Annotated in this window: 29 protein-coding genes, 2 tRNA genes and 1 pseudogene; 12 read left to right on the top strand and 20 right to left on the bottom strand. The window is 67.3% G+C overall.

Going from position 1 to position 22,062, the window contains the following annotated elements; genetic code table 11:
- Position 1: 1 nt before the first annotated feature.
- Complete coding sequence (locus tag BM362_RS03170) at positions 2-700, bottom strand: FadR/GntR family transcriptional regulator (protein ID WP_067583747.1); 699 nt, start codon at positions 698-700, stop codon at positions 2-4.
- Between the two features lie 77 nt (positions 701-777).
- Here BM362_RS03170 and BM362_RS50205 point away from each other — a divergent pair.
- The 3 genes and pseudogenes from BM362_RS50205 to BM362_RS03160 all read left to right on the top strand — a co-directional run.
- Positions 778-951: pseudogene (locus BM362_RS50205) on the top strand (VOC family protein); the annotation flags it as partial.
- A 76-nt stretch (positions 952-1,027) separates the two neighbouring features.
- A complete protein-coding gene (locus BM362_RS50200) occupies positions 1,028-1,111 on the top strand; it encodes a VOC family protein (protein ID WP_342029789.1) in 84 nt (27 codons plus the stop codon).
- A 579-nt stretch (positions 1,112-1,690) separates the two neighbouring features.
- Positions 1,691-2,452, top strand: a complete 762-nt coding sequence (locus BM362_RS03160; RefSeq protein WP_093572156.1) for a sulfite exporter TauE/SafE family protein — start codon at positions 1,691-1,693, stop codon at positions 2,450-2,452.
- On the opposite strand, the gene hisC is transcribed toward BM362_RS03160, so the two are convergent.
- Entirely contained in the window at positions 2,445-3,503 is a 1,059-nt protein-coding gene (hisC, locus tag BM362_RS03155) for a histidinol-phosphate transaminase (protein WP_093572155.1), read from the bottom strand. The two genes, BM362_RS03160 and hisC, sit on opposite strands and share 8 nt — an antisense overlap.
- 104 nt (positions 3,504-3,607) lie before the next feature.
- Between hisC and BM362_RS03150 the strand changes: the two genes are divergently transcribed.
- The 7 genes from BM362_RS03150 to BM362_RS03120 all read left to right on the top strand — a co-directional run bounded on the left by BM362_RS03150 (position 3,608) and on the right by BM362_RS03120 (position 9,839).
- Positions 3,608-4,240, top strand: coding sequence for a dienelactone hydrolase family protein (locus tag BM362_RS03150; RefSeq protein WP_093572154.1), 633 nt, complete (start codon positions 3,608-3,610; stop codon positions 4,238-4,240).
- Between the two features lie 84 nt (positions 4,241-4,324).
- On the top strand, positions 4,325-5,215 hold the full coding sequence (locus tag BM362_RS03145; RefSeq protein WP_067583758.1) for a quinone oxidoreductase family protein: 891 nt from the start codon (positions 4,325-4,327) through the stop codon (positions 5,213-5,215).
- An 11-nt stretch (positions 5,216-5,226) separates the two neighbouring features.
- Positions 5,227-5,835, top strand: coding sequence for a TetR/AcrR family transcriptional regulator (locus BM362_RS03140; protein WP_093572153.1), 609 nt, complete (start codon positions 5,227-5,229; stop codon positions 5,833-5,835).
- Entirely contained in the window at positions 5,832-7,811 is a 1,980-nt protein-coding gene (locus BM362_RS03135; protein WP_093572152.1) for an acetoacetate--CoA ligase, read from the top strand. The genes BM362_RS03140 and BM362_RS03135 overlap by 4 nt, the downstream gene beginning before the upstream one ends.
- Before the next feature lie 46 nt (positions 7,812-7,857).
- Positions 7,858-9,567, top strand: coding sequence for a phosphatidylglycerol lysyltransferase domain-containing protein (locus BM362_RS03130; protein WP_067583764.1), 1,710 nt, complete (start codon positions 7,858-7,860; stop codon positions 9,565-9,567).
- A gap of 66 nt (positions 9,568-9,633) precedes the next feature.
- Positions 9,634-9,723 (top strand) — tRNA-Ser (locus BM362_RS03125).
- Positions 9,724-9,765: 42 nt separating this feature from the next.
- A tRNA-Arg gene (locus BM362_RS03120) sits at positions 9,766-9,839 on the top strand.
- An 88-nt stretch (positions 9,840-9,927) separates the two neighbouring features.
- On the opposite strand, the gene BM362_RS03115 is transcribed toward BM362_RS03120, so the two are convergent.
- The 18 genes from BM362_RS03115 to BM362_RS03040 form a co-directional block, all read right to left on the bottom strand.
- On the bottom strand, positions 9,928-11,124 hold the full coding sequence (locus tag BM362_RS03115; protein ID WP_093572151.1) for a tyrosine-type recombinase/integrase: 1,197 nt from the start codon (positions 11,122-11,124) through the stop codon (positions 9,928-9,930).
- Positions 11,124-11,300 carry a helix-turn-helix transcriptional regulator gene (locus BM362_RS03110; RefSeq protein WP_093572150.1) on the bottom strand — a complete coding sequence of 59 codons (177 nt, stop codon included), beginning with the start codon at positions 11,298-11,300 and terminating at the stop codon, positions 11,124-11,126. Before BM362_RS03110 ends, BM362_RS03115 begins: the two co-directional genes overlap by 1 nt.
- Positions 11,297-12,646 (bottom strand): replication initiator, encoded by a 1,350-nt coding sequence (locus BM362_RS03105; protein WP_093572149.1) that lies wholly within the window; start codon positions 12,644-12,646, stop codon positions 11,297-11,299. The genes BM362_RS03110 and BM362_RS03105 overlap by 4 nt, the downstream gene beginning before the upstream one ends.
- A 346-nt stretch (positions 12,647-12,992) precedes the next feature.
- Positions 12,993-13,850: a hypothetical protein gene (locus BM362_RS03100; RefSeq protein ID WP_093572148.1), complete on the bottom strand. Its 858-nt coding sequence runs from the start codon at positions 13,848-13,850 to the stop codon at positions 12,993-12,995.
- A 39-nt stretch (positions 13,851-13,889) separates the two neighbouring features.
- Positions 13,890-14,099 (bottom strand): hypothetical protein, encoded by a 210-nt coding sequence (locus BM362_RS03095; RefSeq protein WP_093572147.1) that lies wholly within the window; start codon positions 14,097-14,099, stop codon positions 13,890-13,892.
- A gap of 82 nt (positions 14,100-14,181) precedes the next feature.
- Positions 14,182-14,880, bottom strand: a complete 699-nt coding sequence (locus BM362_RS03090) for a DNA cytosine methyltransferase (RefSeq protein WP_093572146.1) — start codon at positions 14,878-14,880, stop codon at positions 14,182-14,184.
- Between the two features lie 109 nt (positions 14,881-14,989).
- Entirely contained in the window at positions 14,990-15,202 is a 213-nt protein-coding gene (locus tag BM362_RS03085; RefSeq protein WP_093572145.1) for a hypothetical protein, read from the bottom strand.
- Positions 15,202-15,510, bottom strand: a complete 309-nt coding sequence (locus BM362_RS03080) for a hypothetical protein (RefSeq protein ID WP_244287031.1) — start codon at positions 15,508-15,510, stop codon at positions 15,202-15,204. The genes BM362_RS03085 and BM362_RS03080 overlap by 1 nt, the downstream gene beginning before the upstream one ends.
- A gap of 5 nt (positions 15,511-15,515) precedes the next feature.
- Positions 15,516-15,746, bottom strand: coding sequence for a hypothetical protein (locus tag BM362_RS03075; protein ID WP_093572144.1), 231 nt, complete (start codon positions 15,744-15,746; stop codon positions 15,516-15,518).
- Entirely contained in the window at positions 15,743-15,940 is a 198-nt protein-coding gene (locus tag BM362_RS03070; protein ID WP_093572143.1) for a hypothetical protein, read from the bottom strand. Before BM362_RS03070 ends, BM362_RS03075 begins: the two co-directional genes overlap by 4 nt.
- A gap of 22 nt (positions 15,941-15,962) precedes the next feature.
- A complete protein-coding gene (locus BM362_RS03065) occupies positions 15,963-17,405 on the bottom strand; it encodes an FtsK/SpoIIIE domain-containing protein (RefSeq protein ID WP_093572142.1) in 1,443 nt (480 codons plus the stop codon).
- 128 nt (positions 17,406-17,533) lie between these two features.
- Positions 17,534-17,749: a hypothetical protein gene (locus BM362_RS03060; RefSeq protein ID WP_093572141.1), complete on the bottom strand. Its 216-nt coding sequence runs from the start codon at positions 17,747-17,749 to the stop codon at positions 17,534-17,536.
- Positions 17,750-17,768: 19 nt separating this feature from the next.
- On the bottom strand, positions 17,769-17,942 hold the full coding sequence (locus BM362_RS47255) for a hypothetical protein (RefSeq protein ID WP_167545194.1): 174 nt from the start codon (positions 17,940-17,942) through the stop codon (positions 17,769-17,771).
- Positions 17,939-18,211, bottom strand: coding sequence for a hypothetical protein (locus BM362_RS03055; protein WP_244287030.1), 273 nt, complete (start codon positions 18,209-18,211; stop codon positions 17,939-17,941). Before BM362_RS03055 ends, BM362_RS47255 begins: the two co-directional genes overlap by 4 nt.
- A complete protein-coding gene (locus BM362_RS03050; RefSeq protein WP_093572139.1) occupies positions 18,211-18,612 on the bottom strand; it encodes a hypothetical protein in 402 nt (133 codons plus the stop codon). The genes BM362_RS03055 and BM362_RS03050 overlap by 1 nt, the downstream gene beginning before the upstream one ends.
- A 6-nt stretch (positions 18,613-18,618) precedes the next feature.
- A complete protein-coding gene (locus BM362_RS47250) occupies positions 18,619-18,780 on the bottom strand; it encodes a hypothetical protein (protein WP_167545193.1) in 162 nt (53 codons plus the stop codon).
- 152 nt (positions 18,781-18,932) lie between these two features.
- Positions 18,933-19,160 carry a hypothetical protein gene (locus BM362_RS03045; RefSeq protein ID WP_093572138.1) on the bottom strand — a complete coding sequence of 76 codons (228 nt, stop codon included), beginning with the start codon at positions 19,158-19,160 and terminating at the stop codon, positions 18,933-18,935.
- A 279-nt stretch (positions 19,161-19,439) separates the two neighbouring features.
- Positions 19,440-19,793, bottom strand: coding sequence for a hypothetical protein (locus BM362_RS03040; protein ID WP_093572137.1), 354 nt, complete (start codon positions 19,791-19,793; stop codon positions 19,440-19,442).
- A gap of 138 nt (positions 19,794-19,931) precedes the next feature.
- Here BM362_RS03040 and BM362_RS03035 point away from each other — a divergent pair, with 138 nt between their 5' ends.
- Positions 19,932-20,777 carry a GntR family transcriptional regulator gene (locus BM362_RS03035; RefSeq protein WP_093572136.1) on the top strand — a complete coding sequence of 282 codons (846 nt, stop codon included), beginning with the start codon at positions 19,932-19,934 and terminating at the stop codon, positions 20,775-20,777.
- The gene (locus BM362_RS03030; RefSeq protein ID WP_167545192.1) at positions 20,774-21,430 is read left to right on the top strand and encodes an HAD family hydrolase; all 657 of its coding nucleotides are present in this window, start codon (positions 20,774-20,776) and stop codon (positions 21,428-21,430) included. The genes BM362_RS03035 and BM362_RS03030 overlap by 4 nt, the downstream gene beginning before the upstream one ends.
- Positions 21,431-22,062 lie beyond the last annotated feature (632 nt).

Genomic DNA, 22,062 nt, shown 5'->3' with positions numbered 1-22,062 from the left:
TTCAGGAAGACGCGTAGTCGTGGGCGTAGGTTTTCGCGTCCACCAGGTGTTTGAGCGTGATCTCGCGGGCCGCGGCCGCGTCCGACCGGCTGATGGCGTCGAGGATCGCGCGGTGCTCGGCCACGGCCTTGCGGATCTGCCCGGGCAGCCGCAACGCGGCCCGGCGTTCCTCGCCCACCAGGGCGAGTACCGAACGGAGCAAGTCAGCGACGTCGTCGTTGCCCGCGTTGCCCGCGATCACCCGATGGAACTCGGCGTCCGTCGCGATGACGCGCAACATGTCGCCAGCCGCCGCGGCCGCCTCCATCTCCGCGACGTTGTCCGCGAGCCGCTGCACGACGCGCGGCGTGTGCTGCGTCGCGAGCCGCTCGGCCAGCGTCGGCTCGACGGTCGCGCGGAGGTCGAACAGCTTCTCCACCAGTTGCTCGTGTTCGGAAAACCAGCTGCTCAGCGGGCTTTCCGCAGTGCCCTGCTCGCGGACATAGGTCCCTGAGCCAGCGCGGATCTGGACGTAACCGATCGAATCCAGCACGCGCAACGCCTGCCGCAACGATCCGCGGCTGATGCCGAGCTGCTCGCACAGCGCGCGTTCCGCGGGCAGGCGCGAGCCCGGCGGGAGCTCGCCCGAGTCGATCATCGTGCGCAGATGGTCGACCGTGGCGCTCCAGACCTGGTCGGATTCGTGGGCCACGCCGCCCATCCTGGCAGCTGGCGACCCGAGACGCGCGAAATTGTCGGTGGCGGGTGTCACGATCTTTGGCGGGAAAGTGAGGGTTCATGACCGCGAAGTTCAAGGATCTGGCACTGGACGCACTCGACCACCAGGCACAGGCCGACTGGTGGTGTTCGACGCTCGGTTACGTCCGCCGGAGTCCGCCTGGAGAGAGTCCGCCGGACTGGCCGGTCGCCATCGTGGACCCGGCCGGCGAGGGGCCGTTGATCTGGCTGAACCCGGTGCCGGAGCGCAAGACGGTGAAGAACCGGATGCACCTGGACGTGTGGGGAGATCCGGCCGAGCTGGGCGCGGATGGTGGCGGAGCGGGGCGAGGACCGGGAGTGGCACGTCATGGCGGATCCGGAGGGGAATGAGTTTTGCGTTTTCGAGCGATGAGGTGCTGACCAGCCGCTGAGGCGGAACTTGGACGGAAGGAGTGCTGACGGAGAAGCGGTTGCGGACGGACGGCGCGGGTGAAGCGCGGACCCGGCAGCCGAAGCGGGGCACGCACTGGCGGACGTGTCGGCTCGCGGGCGATGCGGTCGGGTGCATGTGCACGGCGGGCGGCGGGTGTGTGTGCACGATGGACCGCCGGTGTGTGTGCGATGGGCGGCGGGTGTGTGCACGGTGAGCAGCCGGTGTGTGTGCACGATGGGCAGCGGGTGCGTGTGCACGGCGGGCGGCGGGTGTGTGTGCACGATGGACCGCCGGTGTGTGCACGATGGGCGGCGGGTGTGTGTGCACGATGGACCGCCGGTGTGTGCACGATGGGCGGCGGGTGTGTGCACGGCGGGCAGCCGGTGTGTGTGCACGGCGGGCAGCGGGTGCGTGTGCACGGCGGGCAGCCAGTGAGCTGACACCGGGTCCATCGCCAGGCTTCGCCGCGCCCCGGGGAGATGCCTTCGAGTGTCTGACCGGACACATCGCGTCGCCGGGTGCCGAGGGTCCTGCTTAGGGTCAGCGGGTGAGTGCTTTATGACCTGGTGGCATGCCGTCGTCATCTTCATTGCCGGGATGTGGGCCGGGACCATCAACACCGTCGTCGGTTCCGGGACGCTCGTGACCTTCCCGGTGCTCGTGGCGCTGGGCTATCCGCCGGTGACCGCTACGACGTCGAACGCGGTCGGGCTCGCGCCGGGGACGATCAGCGGTGCGTACGGCTACCGGCATGAGCTGGTCGGCTATTGGCCGCAGGTGGTGCGGTTCGCGGTCGCCTCGTTCTTCGGGGCTATCGGTGGCACCATTCTCCTTCTGACGCTGCCCAAGGACGCCTTCGAGAAGATCGTTCCGGTGCTCGTCGGGCTCGCCGTCGTGCTCGTGATCGTTCAGCCGAAGGTGTCGAAGTGGGTGCAGAAGCGCCGCGAGGTCAACGGGCGCGAGCATCACGCCGGGCCGTTGCTGTTCGGGCTGCTTTTCGTCATCGGCATCTACGGCGGCTACTTCACCGCCGCGCAGGGCGTGATGATGATGGCCGTCATGGGCATGCTGCTGTCCGAACCGCTGCAGCGGCTCAACGGCGTCAAAAACGTGCTGTCCGCGGTCGTGAACATCGTCGCGGGCACGATTTACGCGTTCGTCGCCCCGGTGAGCTGGCCGGTGATCGGGCTGCTCGCGCTCGGGTCCACGATCGGCGGGCAGATCGGGGCCAAGATCGGCCGCAAGCTGCCGCCCACCGTGTTGCGCGGCGTGATCGTCGTGATCGGGCTCGCCGCGGTCGTGCAGCTGGTGCTCAAATAGCCTGGAATTCCCTGGCCGCGGCCAGCATCAGGTCGTTCTCCTCCGGCGTCCCGATCGTCACGCGCGCGCCCTCGCCGGGGAACGGGCGCACGATCAGCTTCCGGTCCAGCATGTGCTCGGCGAAGGCCGCGGTGGCGTCGCCGAGCGGGAACCACACGAAGTTCGCCTGGGACGGCGGGATCTCGTAGCCCATCTCCAGCAACGCGTCCCGCACGCGGGTGCGTTCGGAGATGATTTCCCGGCATCGGGCCAGCAGTTCGTCCTCCGCGTCGAGCGACGCGATCGCCGCGACCTGCGCGATGCTGTTCACCGAGAACGCCACGTACACCTGCTGCAGTGCCTGCGCGATCGGCTCCGGCGCCACTGCGTACCCGACGCGCAGCCCGGCGAGCCCGTACGCTTTCGAGAACGTGCGCAGCACCGCGACATTGCTGTGCGTCCGGGTGAAGTCGACGCCGTCCGGCACCTCGGGGTCGGTGACGAATTCCTTGTACGCCTCGTCCAGCACCACGAGCACGTGCGGCGGCACCGCTTCGAGGAACCGCTCGATCTCGTCCCGGTGCAGCACGGTGCCGGTCGGGTTGTTGGGGTTGCAGACGAACACCAGCTTGGTGCGGTCGGTGATCCGCGCCAGCATCGCGTCAAGGTCCAGCCCGTGCTCTGGCGTCAGCGGAACCTTCACGCCCGTCGCGAGCGCTACCTGGACCACGATCGGGTAGGCCTCGAACGACCGCCAGCCGAACAGCACCTCGTCGCCGGGACCGCACAGCGCCTGGATCATCTGCTGGCACAGCGAAACCGAACCGCAGCCGATCGCGAGGCGTTCGGCCGGGACGTCCAGCCGCCGCGAAAGCCGCTCGCGCAAAGCCTGGGAACCGTTGTCCGGGTAGCGGTTCACTCCGGTTACCGCAGCCGTGATCGCCGCCTGGACACTCGGCAGCGGACCGCCGGGCACCTCATTGCTCGCGAGCTTGATGGCCCCTTCGATCGTCCGGCCAGGGACGTACTTCGGCAACGAATCGAGGTCAGGGCGGGGGGCGAGGGACGGCATCGTCGGAACTCCTCGGTTTTCACGGGACGACGGAGTCACCGTATCTCGCCCCGGCGGATCCGGAAAGGTTCCCAATGTTCACCCAGAGGTGATTGCATGAGGCGATGACGTCGACGACCACCGTGGATCACCAGCGTACCGACGGCAGCATGCTGCGCCTCACCTTCGCCGAACCCGACGGCGCGCTTCGCGGCGGCCTGGTGGTCCTGCACGAGGGCAACGGGGTCACCGACGGCGTCCTGCTGCTGGTAAAAAGCCTTGCCGGCGAAGGCTGGCTCACCGTTACGCCGCACATCGAGTCCGGCGAACGGCTCACCCAGCGCGACCTGCTTGACGCCACCGACCGCACACTCGAATGGCTCACCGACCGCGGCGTCGACGCGGACCTGCGCGGCGTCGTCGGCTTCGACCTCGGCGGCACGGCGGCGCTGGTAGTCGCCTCGCACCGCAAGTTCGGCGCGGCGGTGAGCGTCGGCGGCCAGGCGGTCGCGGAACTGCCGAAGCTGCTGGAAATCGCCGGCCGCGTGACCAGCCCGTGGCTCGGCATGTACGGCGACGCCGGGGACGAGGCGGGCGAGGCCGAGGTGGAGCAGCTGCGCGACGCCGCGGCGTCGGCGAAAGTCGCGACGAACGTCGTGCACTATCCGGGTGCCAACCACCGCTTCGACGCCGACCCCGGAGCGGCGGAAGAGGCTTGGCAGCGCACCCTCGACTGGTTCAACGCGCACCTCCGCTGATCCTCGGCAGCAGCCTTGACGGGCTGCTGCGCCCTCGAATAACGTTCCGATCCAGATCGGAACGTTAACTGAGAGGAATCACCCGTGAAAGCGGTGCTGGTCGAACCCCGGCAGCGGCTCGTCCTGGCTGAAACAGCTGATCCGGCCCCAGGTCCAGGGCAAGCCGTCGTCGAGGCCGAGGCGATCGGCGTGGGCTACTTCGACGTCATGAATCTGCGGAACGGCACCACTTCGGTGCCTGGCGTCGAGGTCGTCGGCCGGGTACGGGACGGGCGGAGAGTGCTGGCTCTGGTCCTTTCCGGCGGCTACGCCGAGCAGGTCGTCGCCGATGCGGACCAGCTGTACTCCGTCCCCGAAAACCTCGATCCGGCCGACGTGGTCGCCCTGGGCGTGAACGCGATGGTCGCCGAGGGCGCGGTGCATCGGGCCGCGGTGGCCCCCGGCGAGCGGGTGCTCGTCCGCGGCGCGAGCGGCGGGATCGGCGTGCTCGCGACCCAGATCGCTCACGCTCGCGGTGCCGAGGTCACCGCAGTGACGTCCTCGGCGGAGTACGGCGAACGGCTTCTGGCTCTGGGTGCCGCGAAAACCATCGACCGCACTCGCGAGCGTCCGGAGGAGACCTACGACGTCATCATCGACACCGCGGCTGGCCCGCAGGTCCGAGAGCATCTGGAACTGTTGCGCCCCAACGGTCGCTACGTCCTTTGTGGAGGAACTGCGGGAGTCCCGGAACCGGAAGCGTTCGGGCCGCTGATGCGCGATTTCCACAAGTCGCCGACGTTGTTCGCGTTCAGCCTGACCTCGGTGTCGCCGGAAGAACGCCGGAAGTCGTGGGACCGCGTCCTTGAGCTGGTCGTGGCCGGTCAGCTTGCCGCCGTGCGCGACCAGACGTTCCCGCTCGCCGGGGCCGCGGCCGCCCTCCAGCACGTGGAGCACGGGAAATCGTTCGGTAAGGTCGTGCTGCTCAACGGATAGCGGGAGAACTGATGGCGCGCCAACGCGACGAGCGGATCGACCACGCCGTGCTGGTCGCGGTGTGCGAGCTGGTCCGGGAATCCGGCTATTCGGCGCTGACCATGGAGGCCATCGCCCAGCGCGCGGGCACCACCAAACCCGCCATCCGGCGCCGGTGGAAAAGCCAGAAACACGTGGTGGTCGCCGCGCTGGCGGAGGCGCGCACCGGGGTCGCGGAGATCGACACCGGGTGCACCTGCTGCGATCTCGCCGGCCACCTCGACGCCCTCCGGGCCGGCCTGGAGGACCCGGTTTTCGGTCGCGTCCTCCCCGCGCTGGCCGTCGATCTGGCGGACGACCCGGAGCTGCGGGAAGACTTCCTGACCTCGTTCTGGGCCCCGCGCCGGGAGGCCTGCGCCGGGTCCCTGCGCAAGGCGCGGGAGCGCGGGGACCTCCGGCCCGGCCAGGACGTCGACCTGCTGCTGGACCTGTTCGCCGCCCCCGTCGTGTTCCGCGCGCTGTTCGGGCACCAGGAACTGACCCGCGAGTTCGTCCTGGAGGTCGTCCGCGCGCTGCTGTCCGGAGTGGGCACGGTCGAAAAAGGACTTTGCGCGCACGCCGGGGTTAGCATCGGCGAGTGACCGAGAACGCCGCTGTTCCCGAGGTGCTCTGGCGACCCGACCCGAACCGGGTCGCTGACTCGAAGATCGAGGCCTTCCGCCGATGGCTGCGCGAGCAGCGCGGCGTCGACCTCGCCGATTACGACGACCTGTGGCACTACTCGGTCGAGCAAGTTCCGGAGTTCTGGACCGCGGTGGCGGAGTTCTTCGGCGTGCGCTGGCATGAGCAGCCGCGAGAGATCCTGTCCGGCTCGATGCCGGACGCGAAATGGTTCGACGGCGGCACGCTCAACTACGCCGAACACTCGCTGAGCCCGGATACCGGCGGCGCCACGAAGGCCGACGACGAACTCGCGGTGATTTTCCACCGCGAGGACGGGCTTGCCGAGCAGTTCACCTACGGCGACCTCCGCGCGCACGTCGCCGCCGCACAGGCCGCGTTACGTGCTTTCGGTGTCGGCAAAGGAGATCGCGTCGTCGCGCTCGCGCCGAACTGCCCGCAAACGCTCATCGCTTTCCTCGCCGCCGCCAGCCTCGGCGCGATCTGGTCGTCGTGTTCCCCGGACTTCGGGATCCGCGCGATCGCCGACCGGTTCACCCAGATCGAGCCGAAGGTGCTCATCGCGGTGAACGGATATGCTTACGGCGGCCGGAAATTCGACATCCGCGACACCGTCCAGCAGCTGCGCGAACAGATTCCGTCGCTGGAAGCCACCGTTTTGGTGAAATACCTGGGAGACGGGACGCTGGACGGCGTCATCGACTGGAACGCGATGCTCGCCGAGCACGCGGGCAGCGAGCTGGCCTACGAGCCGGTGGACTTCGCGCATCCGTTGTGGATCCTGTATTCCTCGGGCACGACCGGGCTCCCGAAGGGGATCGTGCAGGGACACGGCGGCATCGTCGTCGAACACTTCAAGGCGCTGGGACTGCAGAGCGGGCTCGAACCGGGCGACCGGTTCTTCTGGTTCACCACCACCGGCTGGATGATGTGGAACCTCATCGTCTCCGGGCTCCTCGTCGGCACCACGATCGTGCTGTACGACGGCAGTCCCGGCCATCCGGACCTGAACGCGCTGTGGCATCTGGCGGAGCAGCACCGCGTCACCTACTTCGGCACGTCCGCCCCCTTCGTCCAAAGCTGCCTCAAGGCAGGCCTCGCCCCGGCCGAAAGCTACGACCTCAGCGCGCTGCGCGTGGTCGGCTCGACCGGTTCGCCGTTGTCTTCCGAGGGTTTCCGCTGGATCGCCGACGCGATCGGCCGGGACGTGCAGATCTGCTCGGTCTCCGGCGGCACCGACCTGTGTGCGGCGATCGTCGCGGCCGCACCGGACGTGCCGGTGTGGCTCGGCGAACTGTCCTGCCGCGCGCTCGGTGTGGCCGCGGCGGCGTTCGACGACCACGGCGAGCCGGTGGTCGAGGAGGTCGGCGAGCTGGTGATCACCGAACCGATGCCGTCGATGCCGGTCTCGTTCTGGAACGACCCGGACGGCTCCCGGCTGCGCGAGGCGTACTTCGACACGTACCCGGGTATCTGGCGGCACGGCGACTGGGTCAAGATCACCCGCCGCGGTTCGGCGGTGGTCTACGGCCGCAGCGATTCGACGCTCAACCGCGGCGGCGTCCGGATGGGCACCGCCGAGTTCTACCGGGTCGCGGAAGGGTTCGCCGAGGTCGCCGACTCGCTGGTCATCGACACGTCGGCGGCGGGCAACGACGACGGGCAGCTGCTGTGTTTTCTCGTACTCTCGGCTGGTGCGAGGCTCGAAGAAGTAGAGCCTGACCTGCGGAGAGAGATTCGCAACGTGCTGTCGCCACGACACGTACCCGATCGGTTCCTGGTCGTTTCCGAGATTCCCCGTACGTTGAACGGTAAGAAGTGCGAAGTACCAGTGAAGCGGATTCTCTCCGGAGTCGCGCCGGAGAGGGCGGTGAGCAGGGACGCGCTGGCCAACCCGGCCGCGCTGGCTCCCTTTGTGAAACTCGCCGCGGATTGAACGCGCCGACGGGGGGAAGCATGGCAGGGCCGTGCGTGTTGCACGCGTGGTGACGGGGACGCGCGCGCAGCACACTTGGCAGGCGGCAGGCGTCACGTCGGTCGTCGCGATCACGTGGGTGACCAGGCTGGCCGGCCTGGTCGCCATCGTGTCCACCGTCGTACCAGTGGGCCGCGACGTGCGCGGGCACGTGGCCAAATGGCTGGAACTGCCGAGCGAAGCGACCACTGCGGCGGCCGCTGTGGCGCTGGTCACCGGTGTGTTGCTGATCATGCTCGCCGCCGGACTCCGGCGCCGCAAACGCCGCGCCTGGCAGCTGGCGGTCGGCTTCGCCGCGCTGCTGGCGTTGTCGCATCTCGGGCTGCGGCACGTTTTCGGTGCCGGGGTGGTGTCGATGGTGCTGCTGGCCGGACTCATCGGTACCCGGCGGTACTTCATCGCCCGCCCGGACCCGACGGTCGGCCGCTGGCGCGCGCTGCGGGTGTTGCTGCAACTGGTGCTGGCCGGGTTCGTGCTCAACTTCGCGCTGCTGTCGGTCGCGCCCGCCCGGATGCTCGACCCGCTGAGCTTCGCCGACCGGCTGTCCCAGTCCGCGCTCGCGCTCACCGGCGTCAGCGGGCCCGCGGTGTTCCACGAGATGTGGTTCGAGGACCTGTCCGCGTCGATCGGGCTGATCTTCAGCATCACCGGTGTGCTGGTGTCGGCGTACTTCCTGCTGCGCTCGGCCGAACCCGCGCCGGAGCTGTCCGACGACGAACTCGCGCGGCTGCACGAGTTGCTGAAGCAGCACGGGGAACGAGACTCGCTGGGCTACTTCGCGCTGCGCCGCGACAAGTTCGCGGTCTTCTCCAAGACCGGCAAGGCGGCCGTCACCTTCCGCGTGATCGCCGGCGTCGCGTTGACCTCAGCCGACCCGCTCGGCGACCACGAGGCCTGGCCCGGCGCGATCGAGGAGTACCTGGACATCTGCCAGCGCAACGCCTGGGTGCCCGCCGCGATGGGTGCGTCCGAGCTGGGCGCGACGGTGTGGGCCCGGTTCGGCCTGGAGGTACTGGAAATCGGCGACGAGGCGGTCGTCGACACCAAGACGTTCACCCTCGATGGCCGCGTGATGCGCGGCGTACGGCAGGCGGCGTCGCGGACGAAGCGGGCCGGCTACAAGGTCCTGGTGCGCCGGGCCGAGGACCTGCGTCCGGGCGAACTGCCCGAACTGGTGCACCTGGCCGCCACCTGGCGCGGCACCGAAACCGAACGCGGGTTCTCGATGGCGCTGGGCCGCATGGGCGATCCCGGTTCGGTGATCGTCACCGCGGAACAGGGCGGTCGCGTCCGAGGCGTGCTGCAGTTCGTGCCGTGGGGCGAGCGAGGCCTGTCGCTGGACGTGATGCGCCGGGACCGCACCGTCGACAACGGCGTGAACGAGCTGATGATCTCGGAGCTGCTGCTGTACTCCCGGGAACACGGCATCGACCACGTGTCGCTGAACTTCGCCGCCTTCCGCGCCCTGATGGAACAGGGCCAGCGCATCGGCGCGGGCCCGGTCGCGCGGCTTTCGGCGAAAGTCCTGCACTTCTTCTCGCGCTGGATCCAGATCGAAAGCCTCTACCGGTTCAATGCCAAGTTCCAGCCCCGGTGGGTCCCGCGGTATCTCGTCTACCCAGGCGTCGGATCCCTCCCGCGCGTCGGCATCGCGACCTTCGAAGCCGAAGGCCTCGGCGGCCGTTCTCCCTGGTTGCGCCGGGTGCTGCACCGTTGAGGGGGGTGCCTTCCGGAGGGGCTGGAGGGGTGTGTAACCTATCTGAGCAGTGGTCGTTGGGACCCAGGAGGCTTCGCCTAGTCTGGTCTATGGCGCCGCACTGCTAATGCGGTTGGGGGTAACCCCCCCTCCCGGGTTCAAATCCCGGAGCCTCCGCTGGTGCCTGTTTCGGCAGGTGCTAGGTTAATAACTGAACACGCGCCCGTAGCTCAGCTGGATAGAGCATCTGACTACGGATCAGAAGGTCAGGGGTTCGAATCCCTTCGGGCGCACTGTCTGGTCGAGACAGTAAAGCAGAAAACCCCCTGGTGACAGGGGGTTTTCTGCTGTCTGGCTTCCGGCTTCCGGGAAGTCGGCAGGTCAGCCGGTTGCCGATTTATTGCCAGTTTTCCCGAGGGCCATCGACCCGAGTGCTTCCGCGCCGGCGCGTGATTTCTGTCCTCGCCCCATGTAGACGTCCTGCGTCATCGACGGGTGCGCGTGCCCGAGGATGTCGGCGATCTGGCGCGCTGTGAGACCCGCTTCGTCCAGGATGGTCGCGAGTGTCTTGCGGAGCGTCTTGAACGTGACCCACTCGTACCCGGCCCGCCGGCGGAACGGCAGCCAATGCCGGTTGGTCAGGTTCTGGAAGTTCAGGTACCCGCCCCGGCTGTTGCGGTAGATCGGCCCGGTCGGGTTCGGCACTCCGAGCTTCTCCCGCCGCTCGGCCAGCATTGCCACGCACCAGTCAGGCAGTGCGATCGGCCGTTTCGCGTTGTCGGTCTTCCCGTCGTTCTTGACCGTCCCCTTGCCGCGGGCCTGGATGAGCCCGCCGCTGACCCGGATTTCCTTTGCCTCTTCATCGAAGTCCGGCCAGTCGGCTCCGAGCAGTTCGCCCCGTCGCTCCCCGGTGGCGAGGAAGCCTCGAACGAGGTCCGGCAGGTCCGCGGCGACCGCTTCTTCGTCTGCGTCGAGCTTTGCGAGGAAGTCGAACAGCTCCTCGGCTGTCAGGGCGCGCGGGGCCGCCTTCTTCGTCTTCGCGCGGCGCTCTAGCAGCGGAGCAACTTCCCGGACCGGGTTGGCGTCGATCAGCCCTTCATTGACCGCCCACGTCATCACGTTGGTGATCACCGCGCGGACCTGATGCGCCAGGCTTCGGCTGTGCGCCTTGAGCTTCGCTTGCAGGAGCCGGTTGATGACAGGGGTGGTGACCTCCATCAGCTCGTGCTTGCCGAACACAGGAAGGACGTGGTTCTTGAGGTTGTAGGAGTGGTTGTCCACCGAGGTGTGCGAGAACACACCGTCGTCCGCGTCCTTGCTGTACTCCGCAAGCCACGCCGTTGCCACCTCGGGGAACAGGCTGTGCGCGGTGAGTTCAGCACCCGGCGTGCGCTTGACCCGGTTCTTCACTGCCTCTCGGACAGCGTCGCGAGCGTCTTCCTTCATGCGCCGGGTCCGGCGGATGTCGTAGTACTCCCCGTCGTGGTCGCGGTACTGGCACCGAGCAATCCAGCCACGACCGGACTTCCTGACCTTGATCTCGCCGGCCGTGCCGAGCGGAAGTCGGTGCCGGCCCATCAGGCGAGGCCCTGTGCTTCGATCCAAGCTTCGACGTCGGCGGGGCGGTAGCGGACGTATTTGCCGACGCGGCGGCCTGCGGGGCCGTAGCCCTTGGTGCGCCACTTGTAGAGGGTGTTGACGGGGACTCCGAGGTGTTCGGAGAGGTCTTCGATGGTCATCAGCTTCGCGCTCATGGTTGTGCCTCCTTGTCGAGTTTTTCCTTGCGTTGCTGGCGTTTTCCTTCGTAGATGGCGGCGGCGATGTCGCGGTCTTCGTGGTGGCGGTAGCCGTTGCCGGTGTGTTTCCAGTGGTTGACCACGAGCACGGTGCCGGGGGTCGCGCCAGCGGCTTGGAGGGTGGCGAGGTGCTGGTGGGTGCGGCGGTCGCCGCGGATGGCGGTGAAGGTGATCGAGTAGGCGATCGATTTGGTGAGGAAGTGGCCGCGGAATCCGAGCATGTGCGCCCATTTCCGCAGGAACCCGAGGTCTCCGTTGGCTCCCAGTGCCCACGCGGTGGTGATCATGCGCCGGTGGTGGGGGTGGACGTCGAGTGCGTCGATGGCTTTCTCGGACCGGATGGGCCGGTCGGGGACCTCGCTGGTGGAGGTGCCTTTGGTGGCGTACTTGGCGATGTAACCGGCGAGCGCCCGGTCGGTGATCTCGCCGTCGTCGGGTTCGTGGGCGTGGGCGGGGCGGATGGGGCGGATGTCGGCTTGCTGGCCCCAGGCGAACACGTGCTTCGCGGTGTCGCCGTCGACGGTGAGGGTGCGGGTGACGCGGGTGTTCTCCACCGCTGCCCGGGTCGCGTGCTCCAGCAGAGCGTTGTCGGCCCACGCGGGCGCGGGGTCCTCGGGACCGGCGGGGCCGTCGAGGCGGATGACGGCGTGGAAGTGGACGAGTCCGCGGCGCTGGTATTCGGCGACTTTGGCGTAGGAGAGGCGGGCGTGGTCGGCGAAGTCTTGGGCGCGGATGCCGGCGGCGACGGCGATTTCCCGGCGGAGCCGGACGGTGAAGGCGTGCCAGAGTTCCCCGGCGTGGCCCTGCCATAGCACCGCGCCGCGGTAGTCGTAGTGCTCGGGGTCGGTCGCGGTGCCGATGCGGGTGTCGGCTTCGTGGTGGTATTCGCCGCAGCGGCAGGGCAGGTGGCGGCCGGTGCGGGTGGCGGGTCGGTTGTGGACGGTGCCGAAGCTGGGGGCGGTGACGGTGAGGAACAGCCGCGGTTTGTCGGCGACGGTTTCGGGGACGGTTTTGCCGCCGGTCATGCCGGCGCGGAGGAGGTGGAACGCGTCGGCGGCGTAGCGGTCGGAGCAGGCGGGGCAGACGCTTTCGCGGCGGTTGCCGCACGGGGCGTAGACGACGCCGGAGGTGTGGTCGAGGACGCGGCCGGCGTGGTCGGTGACGGTGCGGAAGCCGGTGAGGTGGACCGGTTGCAGGCAGCCGCCGGTGGCTTCGGCGCGGGCGCGCACGGCCTGGATGACGGCGGGGGTCATGCGGTGGGCGATGCGGGTAGCCAGTGAGGACCCGTCGTGCTCGGTGATCATGCTGGCCTCTTTCGTGCGGGCGCACGCAGGGGCCGGGACGTCGCACCGCGGCCGGGGACGTCCCGGCCGCGGTGCACAAGTGTTGCTGATTAGGGGCTGTCGCTATGTCAGCGACGATCGATGCGTCGAAGTTCACCGAGGGGGAGTGGTTGCATCCACCTGTCGTCATCGAGCTGAACCACGACGTGTCCCGGCTGCGTGTGCCGGGTGATCACCTCGCCAGGCCACCAGGTTCCCACCGGGGTTCGCCATTCGATTCGGCAGCCGTTAGGGAACTCGTCGTCTTCGGCAGTCCACGGACGTGCGGGTCCTGCGTAATCGTCGGGCATGATCCGGGCTTCCTTCCTCAGGTGGTGACCGGGTGGTGGTTCACGGTGGCGTTCAGCTCGTCCGCGAGCGCGGTGAGCATCCCGGCGGGGAGGGTGACGCGGGCGGTGAGGTCGTCGGCGGTGACCGGGCGGCCGGTCGCGTGGACGTCGGCGGTCACGCCGGTGACGGTGGCGCGGATGCTTGCCGGGAGCTTCCCGAGGACACTTCCGGTCGCCGGTGCCGGTACGACAGGTTTCGGCGCGGGTGCAGGTGCGGGAGCAGGCTGGGGCGCAACGGGTTCCGGTGCCGATGGTGCGGCGGCGGGCGGCGAGGCGGCGAGTGCGTCGTCACGGGCGCGGATGCAGCGTTGCTGGATGATCGGCATGACTTCGGCGAGGAGGTAGACCACGAGCGGGATGACGACGTGGAAGAACACGCTGCCCTGGGAGATCCCGCCGGCGGTGGGGGTGAAGGCGGCCCAGACGTTCGCGGCGAACGTGGCGGCGAGCAGGACCCGTTTCAGGTGCTTGACGGGCTTGTCGCCGGCGGGGATGCCGGCGGCGAGCATGGCGGCTTCCCAGCGGAGCAGGGTGACCAGGATGCCGGCGAGGGCGGGTTCGGCCAGCCATGCGCCCCACCACAGCGGGTCGGTGGTCGGGAGGTGTCCGGCGAGGAAGTCGTGGACGCCGGTGGTGGTGAACCCGAGCCCGACGGCGAGGAAAAACCACATGGTGCGGGTGATCGAAGCGCGGAAGCGGTCCGCGGCGACCGCCCCGAGGAGCGGGTCGGCGGCGAGGCGGTGCACGTCGCGGGCTTCGGCCAGTTGGTCGGTGAGGGTGCGGACCCGGCGCGAGACCGGGCGGCCCTCGCTCTTCGGGGCGGACTTGCGGAACACGGCAGGCACCTCCTTTCCGGTGAGGCGTTGCGGGGCGGGTCAGTTGCGGCCGGAGCGGAAGAGACCGGCGTTGCGGCGGAACACGACGGCGTAGTACTCCATCCACTTGCTGATCTCTTCGGCGAGGTCGGCGAGGTCGTCGTGGACGAACCACTCCGCACCGTCGCGTTTGGCCATTTCGCGCTTGTGGAGGTCGAAGTACTCGTTCATCAGCGGACGCATGACCTTGGTGACTTCGTCGAAGTTCATCTGGGACACGCTCGCTCCTGTCTGCTCAGGCTTCTTGGATCTCTTGGACCGCTTGCGGAGCAAGGTTTTCCTTCCCTGGTTGTCAGGCCGCGGCCAGGACCGGGGCGGCGAGGCGGTTGAGGAGTTGGGTGCCGATGTGGCGGGTGTAGGCGGGCGGGATGGCTTCGGCGAGTTCGCGGCGGACGTCGGTGTGGTGGATGCCCATGGCGTTCTGCCACTCTGCGACGGTGCCTTTCCCACCGCCTTCGCCGTAGACCGCGACCATGTCGCCGTCGTGGCGGATGCCGTGCCGCCAGCCGGCGACGCGGTGCCCGCGGTGGGACGGGTGCGCGGGCGAGTTGACGCTGAATCCGTCGATCTCGAAGTAGCGGTGCCGGAACACCTTGAGCCCGAAGGACAGTCCGCAGAGCACGAGGTCCCGGCGCAGCTTCGAGCCTTGGACGTTCTCCATCACGGTCGGGATGCCGGCACGGTCGCGGACATGTTCGAGGGCGTCGCGGGTGGGTGGGATGAGGTCGATGTGGTTGTCTGTCCAGCCGGTACGGCGGCGGTTGCCCGCGGTGAGCGCGCTGGCGTTCTGACACGGCGGTGAAGCGTGGACGGCGTCGAATTCGTGGCCGTGGGCCAGGATGAACTCGATCGCGTCGCCCTGGTGGAACTCGTAGGGGTAGTTCGGTTGCGGGGCGATGTCGATGCCGACGACGTCGAAGCCGGCGTCGTGGTAGCCCTTGGCGGCACCGCCGGCGCAGCAGAACGCGTCCAGGATTCGTTTGCGGGGCATCGGTTCTGGTCTTTCTCGTTCGAGGGGCGGACACGCGGGGCGCGTGTGGCACGCCGTGAGATCTCGTGCGGCAAGCGTCACGAGGACTCAAGACATGCCGAAGGACGGATTACTTGCCGGTGGCCAGGTCGTACGCCTGGTTGGCCGCTCGGCACGCCAGTGCGGCCTCTTCCTCGTAGACAGTGACCATGCGGGCGGCGAGTTCGGACAAGCGGAGCAGGGCTTCGCGGTTGCGGGTGCCGTCCGGGTTGATGGCCTGCCGGTATTCGGAGTCAAATTCGCCTTGCAGGCGGGCAAGTTTGACCACGTTGGACGCGCGCATTACAGGGTTCCTTCCGGGCTGGTCTGGACGTAGCGGGCGGTGGAATCAAGCAGGGCGGCGAGGTAGCGGGCGAACGCGGGCGGCATTTCCACTTCGCTGACCTCGGGGCGGCCGTGGCGATGGCGGGTGACCCGCAGGAGCACGGTGGAAGAGGTGGCGACCACGGCGGTGTTGTCGACGCTCGCGCCCTCGTAGCGGACGCCGTCGATCGAGCGGAGCGGGTAGATCCCGAGCCCGTCTTCGAGCGTGGCCACCGCGCTCTGCCATACCTCAGCGTCCGCCGGCGGCACCGGATCGGGGGCGGTCACGGCCGTCACTCCTGCTCGTAGCGGATGTAGGAGTAGCTGTAGGCACCGTCGCCGCGGCGGACGGAGCGCCATTCCCGCCACATCGCCGCCGACAAGCCGAGGAACAGCAGCACGGTCGGGACGATGACCAGGAGACCCAGCCACAGCGAGGAGATGAGCGCGACTTCGATCACGAACGCGACCGCCGCGACCGCCGCGAGTTTCAGCCAGGCACTCAGGAACTTCAAGGTGATCATTTCATCTGTCCTTTCAGGGCGCGACGGCCGCGGTGAGCCTTCATCGCGGCCGCAACAGGGGCGGTGACCAGAACGAGCACCATCAGCAGTAAGAAGACGAACGGTTCGAGGAGCACGGGAAGAAACAGGAACAGCAGGCGCAGTAGCGACACGCCCACCACTGCAGCCGCGACAAGGGCGAGCACTGTGGTCATTTCGTCTGTCCTTTCACGACAGTCAGGCAGCGATGGAGTACACGTTGGAATCGGCTGGCGGGTCGTCGTGCGGAGTGCACAGGCGAACGAGTTCGTCGATGTCGTCGTCGGTGCTGTAGCCGGCACGCACGCGGACGGGCTGGCGGGAGGTTTCGGTGGTGCGGAAGCCGATGCCCTCGGCCCCGGTTTCCGGGATCTCGTCGGCGAGCGCGCCGCGGTCGCGGGCACCTTCGCCCAGCACCATGTCCACGAAGGACGCGGCACCGGTGCGCAGCGAGACCCGGCGGGTGAACAGATCCCGCACGGGAACGATGTCCTTGGTGGGTTCCTGCACGTAGGCGATCACCGCGAACCCGGCGGCGCGGCCCTGAGTGAGGATCTCGGCCAGGAGCTTGTTGACCTCGCCGATCATCCGACGGCCGGCGAGCGCGGTCAGCATCATGAGTTCGTCGATCATCAGGACCTCGAACGGAGTCTCGACCGCCGGCGTGAACTTCCGCTTCCCCTCCCGGCGCAACAGGTCCTGGCGTTCGCGCATCCGGTCGCGGAACTCGTACAGGAGCGCGAGCATCGGATCGATGTCCTCGGGGCCGTCGCCGTCGTCGTACTCGACGTCCTCGTCGGCGGGACTGGCGTGCCGGTAGAACAGCGGCTTGCCGCGTTCGGTCTCCATCCCGCCCTTCGGGTCGATCACCGAGACCCGGACGATGCGCTCGCGGATCATCGGCCCCATGGCGCGCAGCGGGTTCCACAACAGCGAGCCCTTGCCCGAACCGGTGCCGCCGGAGATCAGCCAGTGCTGTCCGAGCAGGGGTTCGGTCCAGACCTCGCCGTACTCGGTGTCCCCGAGTTCCAGCGCGGTCAGGTCGACCTCGCTCGGGTCGCCGGGGATGTCGGCGGGCGGCACGATGTCGTCGAACGGATTGCCGAACACCAGCGTGATCCGCAGGACCCGCGGCTTCTCCTTCTCGATCGAGATCGCGTCGGCACCCAGCGCGGACGCGAACTCCTCCTGAGCGTCGCGGAAGGTCGTGACCGACTGCCCTTTGCGGATCGCGACCCGGAGCACGTCGATCGAGGGGGTGGGGCTGGCGACCCTGAGCAGGCGGGGCACGAGGATTTCCCCGGTGCGCCGGTCGTCCACGGTCAGGTTGCAGAAGTCCAGGCTGGTCTTCCAGGACCGGCCGATGTAGCGGGTCCAGCGGCGGCGGGTCGCACGCAGGCGGGGCGCGGCGATGCGGGAGAAGGAGCCCGGGTGCGCCCGGTACCAGCCGAGACCAGCAGCCAGGGTGCCGGCGGCGATACCACCGGTGGTGGTCGCGCCCAGCTCGATCATGCTGGTGGCCAGGGCGCTCGGGGCGGCGATGAAGCCGGGATGGCGGGCCAGCCACAGCGCGCAGCGGGCTTCCGGGCGGATCTTGTGGGCGTTGCGACGGGTCGGGGCGGTTTTGTTCTTGCGGCTCATGGCGGTGGTGCTCCCTGGTCAGGAGCGACACCAGGGCCGCGACCCGCATCGACATCGACGGGCAGCGGCCCTGACGTCGCCCATCGAGATGGGTCATGCGGTCGATATTCGGTTGTCGCGATCCGGGATCAGCGGCGACGGCTCCGGGGACGGCGCTTGCCGCCGGTGTTGAACAGCGGCTTCGCGGCTTCCACGGTGGTGGTCATGGTGGCGACCTTGCGGGCGGCTTCGTCGTGTTCCTTCTTGAAACCGCCCACCCGGTTCGACAGCGAACCCATGGCGTCACGAAGCTTGATCATCGCTTTGTCGAGATCGGCGACCTTGCTTTCGAGCTGGCTCGTCATCGGTGTATCTCCTTCGCGGTCAGGTGTCGCGTTCGGACAGTCGTTTGCAGTCGGGGCACATCGGCAGGAACGAGAAGAAATGGACCCTCTGGTACTCGCCGTATTCCGCGGTCGCCCCGCACAGGGCTGTGATCCGGCCGGACCAGAAGAACCGTTCATCCGTCTTGTGCCGGAGGCCCGGGTCGTCGCTCACACCCGCCACCCCCGCGAGATCAGCTCCGCCTTCCGCTTCGTGGCGGCGGTACGCAGGGTGTCCAGCGCGGACGATGCGGCCCGGAGGTCGGACTGGACCTCCCCCTTGCTCGGGACCTGCCAGCCCTCGAACCGGTCGGCCGTGCCGTTGTCGTCCAACGTCTTGCCCAGCTTCGCGAGTTCATCGAACGCGGTCCGAACAGCGTCCAGGGCGTGCTCGAACTCATCGAACCGGGCCTTGTTGTGGTTGTTGATCGCTTGCGACGTCATCAGCTTGCCTTTCGCTCTCGTTCACGACTGGTGCTCGGACGGCCGGCCAGCGCGCGCCAGTGCCGGGCCTTCTCCTTCGTCGCACGCGGCACCAGCACCGAATTGCCGGGACCGCTGTGCCCGTGACAGGTGTAGAAGTGGCTCCCTCCCTTCGTCAGCCATTTGGCGTCCAGCAGTTGATGCACCGCGTCAGCCTCGTTCGCGGGGGCGCTCTCGATCGCCAGCCGGGCATACAGCCGGTAGACCCGCTCAGCCGGGCCGACCAGCACATACCCCGTGTTCTCCGCAACGTCGAGCACCTTCTCAATCAAGTTCATGTCGTTCACCGGCATCCGGTCGCGTTCCGTCGAGACGGGATCGCCCACCGCGTTGCCGAACAGGTCTAGGGATTCGCCCGCCACAGCGGCTCACCTGCCCGTGGCGCGGCGGGAACGGCCGACTACCAGGCCCACCACCACGATCGCCAGGACGGTGCCGGCAGCGGCCGGGAAAGCAAACGCCAGCGCAATCAGCGCCATCGCCCACACCAGCATCGGAATCGCGCCGTGAATCAAGAAGTCGGGTCCCATTACATCCTCCATTGGCGACCGCACACATTGCAGGTCGCGATACGCGTCGGAGACAGCCAGAAATTTGCGGAGCACACGTGACTAGCCATCACGCGCCTCGTTTCGGGCCGTCCGGGTCGAACGTCGACAGACCGTCAGCAGGGACGAAAAGGTCAGTCTTCATCGGGGGTCACCTCGTTCAATTTGTTGTAAGCACTGCCGATTGCCGCGCACACGTCGTTCACGTCGTTGATCAACTTTGACGAGATGCGGGTGAATTCGGGTCCTGCGCTGGAAATGCTCACCGACGCGTATTCCAGCGTCGCCGCCGCCTTGTCCATCAGGTTCGCGGCCGTCCGGTAGTCGTTGAGCAGGACGTCCAGCCCGTGTTTGCTGATCACCAGTCCGCCCCTTCGGTCTCGGCCAGGTGAAGCCACGGCCACGCGCTCAACTGAGCCGCATAGAAGTCGAACTCGTCCATTTCTGCACTCGCTTTCACTGGTACGGACACTCCCGAAGATCCCCGAAGAAATGATTTCGGGAATCAACGCGAACAGCCGTAACAGGCTTGTTTTTGGGCGCAGTCAGGCACACTCTGAATTTGTCAATGAACGCGAAGCGCCCTCGCCCGACTCGAAACGGGCCGCTAACCAGGAATAGGGAGGGCTGGTGTGACCGGATTAAAAGGAGGCACCGACCGGCTTCAGGCCGACCGCGGCGAACGACACGCCCGACACCGTCTCGCCGTTGCCGTTCTTGAACGAGTACGGCGACATCCGCGGGGCGACCAGCTCGACCACCATGCCCTCCTCGAAGCCCTCGCCCGGGTCAGCGTCCAGCGTGAACCGGACCTCCTCGCCCTTCTCGCCCCGGACCTTCGCCTTCAGGAACAGCGACGCCACGAACTTCTTCTCGCCCGTCTGCCTGTCCGTCACCTCGAACTCGCGGCCCTGGTCGTCCTTGCCCATCTTCACGCCCGGCACCTCCGCGACACGGGCGGTGTAGTTGCTCAGGTCGCACGGGATGTTCCGCATGGTCTGTCTCCTCTTGTCGGGTTGTAAACCGGACTAGCTTGGCTAGTCATGCTTAATGTAGACCAGCATGGCTAGCCAAGTCAACAGACGTGTCTAGGTTGGCTAGAAATCTTGGGCAAGTACCTCTAACCTGCATATATGGACGCTCTTGACCCGGACGACCCTCGCCCGCCGTACCAGCAGGTCGCGAACAACCTTCGTGCCGCGATCCTGACGCGGAAGTTCGAGCCGGGGGAGAAGCTGCCGTCAGGCCCGGACCTTTCTAAGCGCTATGGGGTGGCTCGGATGACCATCCAGCAGGCGATTCGGATCCTTCGGGATGAGGGCTTGGTGGTCTCCCGCCAGGGGAGCGGTGTCTTCGTCCGCGAACGAACCGAACGGCCAGTTGGCTTGCGTCCGCATCTTGAACGGGCCTTCGAGGAAGCGCACGTCTCCGTCGACTTCGCCGGCTTCTCAGGTGAGACCTTGCACGGCGCAATCGCTGAGCCGTTGGACAAGATCCGTGCTGGTCGATTGCGTCCGGCATCCGTGTCTGTCCGGTTGCTGGTGCCCGACCCAGACGTGCCGTGGACCCTGCCGGCGACTGTCAACGGTATGGAGGACAGTCCGGCGTTTCGGAAGCGTGCCCATGGGATCATGCAGAGGCACACAGAGGCCATTGTGGACACTGTGAACGAACTGGGGGAGCTTGGTCTTGTCGAGGACGCGCGGGCAGAGATCCGTTCGTGTCCCACAGTCCCGCTGTTCAAGCTGTACCTGATCAATGATGCTGAAGTGTTCTTCGGGTACTACCCGGTGCAAGAGCACACAGTCACGTTGGACGGGTCTCCGACGGCGATCTGGGACCTGATGGGGAAAGACACGATCCTCTTTCACCACAGTGCTGATGCCAACGATGACACCATCGCATCGCAGTACGTCAAGCAGTCCCGCATGTGGTTCGACAGCATCTGGAACACGGTCTCTGGCGAGATGAACCGGTGAAGCCTGCCGAGATTGTCGCGCGTTCGAGCCACGTCCTGCTGGACTTCGACGGTCCGGTCTGCGCCGTCTTCGGTGCAGTCACGGACCGAGCTATTGCCGAAGAGCTACGCCGCAAGGGTGCTGGGTGGGGGCTCGAATTCCCGTCAGAAGTGCTGGACACGAGCGACCCGTTCGACGTGCTGAAGTTCGCGGCGAGGGTGGACAGTCAAGCTGCTGTGAGGCTGGAAGAGCTGTTCCGAGAGTGCGAGGTTGCCGCCGTCGAGACTGCTCCGGCTACCCCTGGCACCTCTGACCTTCTACGGCGCGTCAGGACTGCCGGCGGAGTGATCACCATCGTGAGCAACAACAGCGCCGCGGCAGTCCGCTCTTATCTTCAGCGCGTCGGGCTTGAGGATCTTGTTCACGGGATCTCAGCGCGTGACGATGCCGAGATTCAGCATCTCAAGCCGTCGCCTTACTTGCTTCAGCAAGTCATCTCTGCCGGTGAGGTGCAGCCTAGCGCGTACGTCATGATCGGCGATTCGACATCCGACATCGAAGCGGCCCGCGCAGCAGGGACGGCCGTCATCGCCTTTGCCAACAAGCCGGGGAAGCATGAGCGTTTCGCAGCCCTGGCACCGGATGGCATCGTGACGTCAATGGCTGATCTCTAACCGTTCCTTCGGCGGCCGTGACCAGCGTGCAGCTCTCGTGTTCAGAGTTTCCTTACTTGTTCAAGGCGGCCCCTCCGGGGCCGCTGGGCACGGTGTTTGATCCGCGGGCAAGATCGACGGGGCGTGCGGGCTGGCGCCCGGTCCCCGCCGATCGCCCGCGGAAAAGCCAGCCCAGCGGCCACCCGCCGGAGGGGCCGCGAGCAGTCGCGCTGAAAAGAGATGTCCTCGCCGGACGGGCAGGCCACCAGGATGGTCGAGCCGGGCGCATCGGTTGCGTCCGTGTGTGCCTCACGTCCATCCCGGAGACCTCCCATGGGCTATCAAGCCTGTCAAGGGGGCAGTTCCGCGGTACGCTCGCCAGCAGTGGAAAGGTGCCCCCTTGACAGGCTTGATCGGGCTAAAGCCAGGTCGCCGGGATGGACGAAGAGGCCCCCACTTGTAGGTGGAGATACAGAAGGTCTCACCCGGGTGTAGAATGTAACGAAGCGGTAACTGACCAGGTTACTCCTGAGGCAAGTTGTCAAGTTGACCCTACCTGATTTAGTAACATCGCAAATAGCGAGACCGCTGTTTTGGCAGGTCAGGCGGGGTGTACGCAGTCAGTGTGATCCACGTCACTCAATCTCTGAAAT

Origin of the sequence: Amycolatopsis rubida (assembly GCF_900115345.1) — a bacterium.
Lineage (GTDB): Bacteria > Actinomycetota > Actinomycetes > Mycobacteriales > Pseudonocardiaceae > Amycolatopsis > Amycolatopsis rubida.
This window is presented reverse-complemented; position numbering and strand designations above follow the sequence as displayed.

Bases quoted from the DNA above. Each gene is read 5' to 3' on its own strand.
- BM362_RS03170 (WP_067583747.1), bottom strand. From the start codon at position 700: ATGGGCGGCGTGGCCCACGAATCCGACCAGGTCTGGAGCGCCACGGTC.
- BM362_RS50200 (WP_342029789.1), top strand. From the start codon at position 1,028: ATGGTGGCGGAGCGGGGCGAGGACCGGGAGTGGCACGTCATGGCGGAT.
- BM362_RS03160 (WP_093572156.1), top strand. From the start codon at position 1,691: ATGACCTGGTGGCATGCCGTCGTCATCTTCATTGCCGGGATGTGGGCC.
- hisC (WP_093572155.1), bottom strand. From the start codon at position 3,503: ATGCCGTCCCTCGCCCCCCGCCCTGACCTCGATTCGTTGCCGAAGTAC.
- BM362_RS03150 (WP_093572154.1), top strand. From the start codon at position 3,608: ATGACGTCGACGACCACCGTGGATCACCAGCGTACCGACGGCAGCATG.
- BM362_RS03140 (WP_093572153.1), top strand. From the start codon at position 5,227: ATGGCGCGCCAACGCGACGAGCGGATCGACCACGCCGTGCTGGTCGCG.
- BM362_RS03115 (WP_093572151.1), bottom strand. From the start codon at position 11,124: ATGGGCCGGCACCGACTTCCGCTCGGCACGGCCGGCGAGATCAAGGTC.
- BM362_RS03110 (WP_093572150.1), bottom strand. From the start codon at position 11,300: ATGAGCGCGAAGCTGATGACCATCGAAGACCTCTCCGAACACCTCGGA.
- BM362_RS03105 (WP_093572149.1), bottom strand. From the start codon at position 12,646: ATGATCACCGAGCACGACGGGTCCTCACTGGCTACCCGCATCGCCCAC.
- BM362_RS03095 (WP_093572147.1), bottom strand. From the start codon at position 14,099: ATGAACTTCGACGAAGTCACCAAGGTCATGCGTCCGCTGATGAACGAG.
- BM362_RS03090 (WP_093572146.1), bottom strand. From the start codon at position 14,880: ATGCCCCGCAAACGAATCCTGGACGCGTTCTGCTGCGCCGGCGGTGCC.
- BM362_RS03085 (WP_093572145.1), bottom strand. From the start codon at position 15,202: ATGCGCGCGTCCAACGTGGTCAAACTTGCCCGCCTGCAAGGCGAATTT.
- BM362_RS03075 (WP_093572144.1), bottom strand. From the start codon at position 15,746: ATGATCACCTTGAAGTTCCTGAGTGCCTGGCTGAAACTCGCGGCGGTC.
- BM362_RS03070 (WP_093572143.1), bottom strand. From the start codon at position 15,940: ATGACCACAGTGCTCGCCCTTGTCGCGGCTGCAGTGGTGGGCGTGTCG.
- BM362_RS03065 (WP_093572142.1), bottom strand. From the start codon at position 17,405: ATGAGCCGCAAGAACAAAACCGCCCCGACCCGTCGCAACGCCCACAAG.
- BM362_RS03060 (WP_093572141.1), bottom strand. From the start codon at position 17,749: ATGACGAGCCAGCTCGAAAGCAAGGTCGCCGATCTCGACAAAGCGATG.
- BM362_RS03055 (WP_244287030.1), bottom strand. From the start codon at position 18,211: ATGACGTCGCAAGCGATCAACAACCACAACAAGGCCCGGTTCGATGAG.
- BM362_RS47250 (WP_167545193.1), bottom strand. From the start codon at position 18,780: ATGGGACCCGACTTCTTGATTCACGGCGCGATTCCGATGCTGGTGTGG.
- BM362_RS03040 (WP_093572137.1), bottom strand. From the start codon at position 19,793: ATGCGGAACATCCCGTGCGACCTGAGCAACTACACCGCCCGTGTCGCG.
- BM362_RS03035 (WP_093572136.1), top strand. From the start codon at position 19,932: ATGGACGCTCTTGACCCGGACGACCCTCGCCCGCCGTACCAGCAGGTC.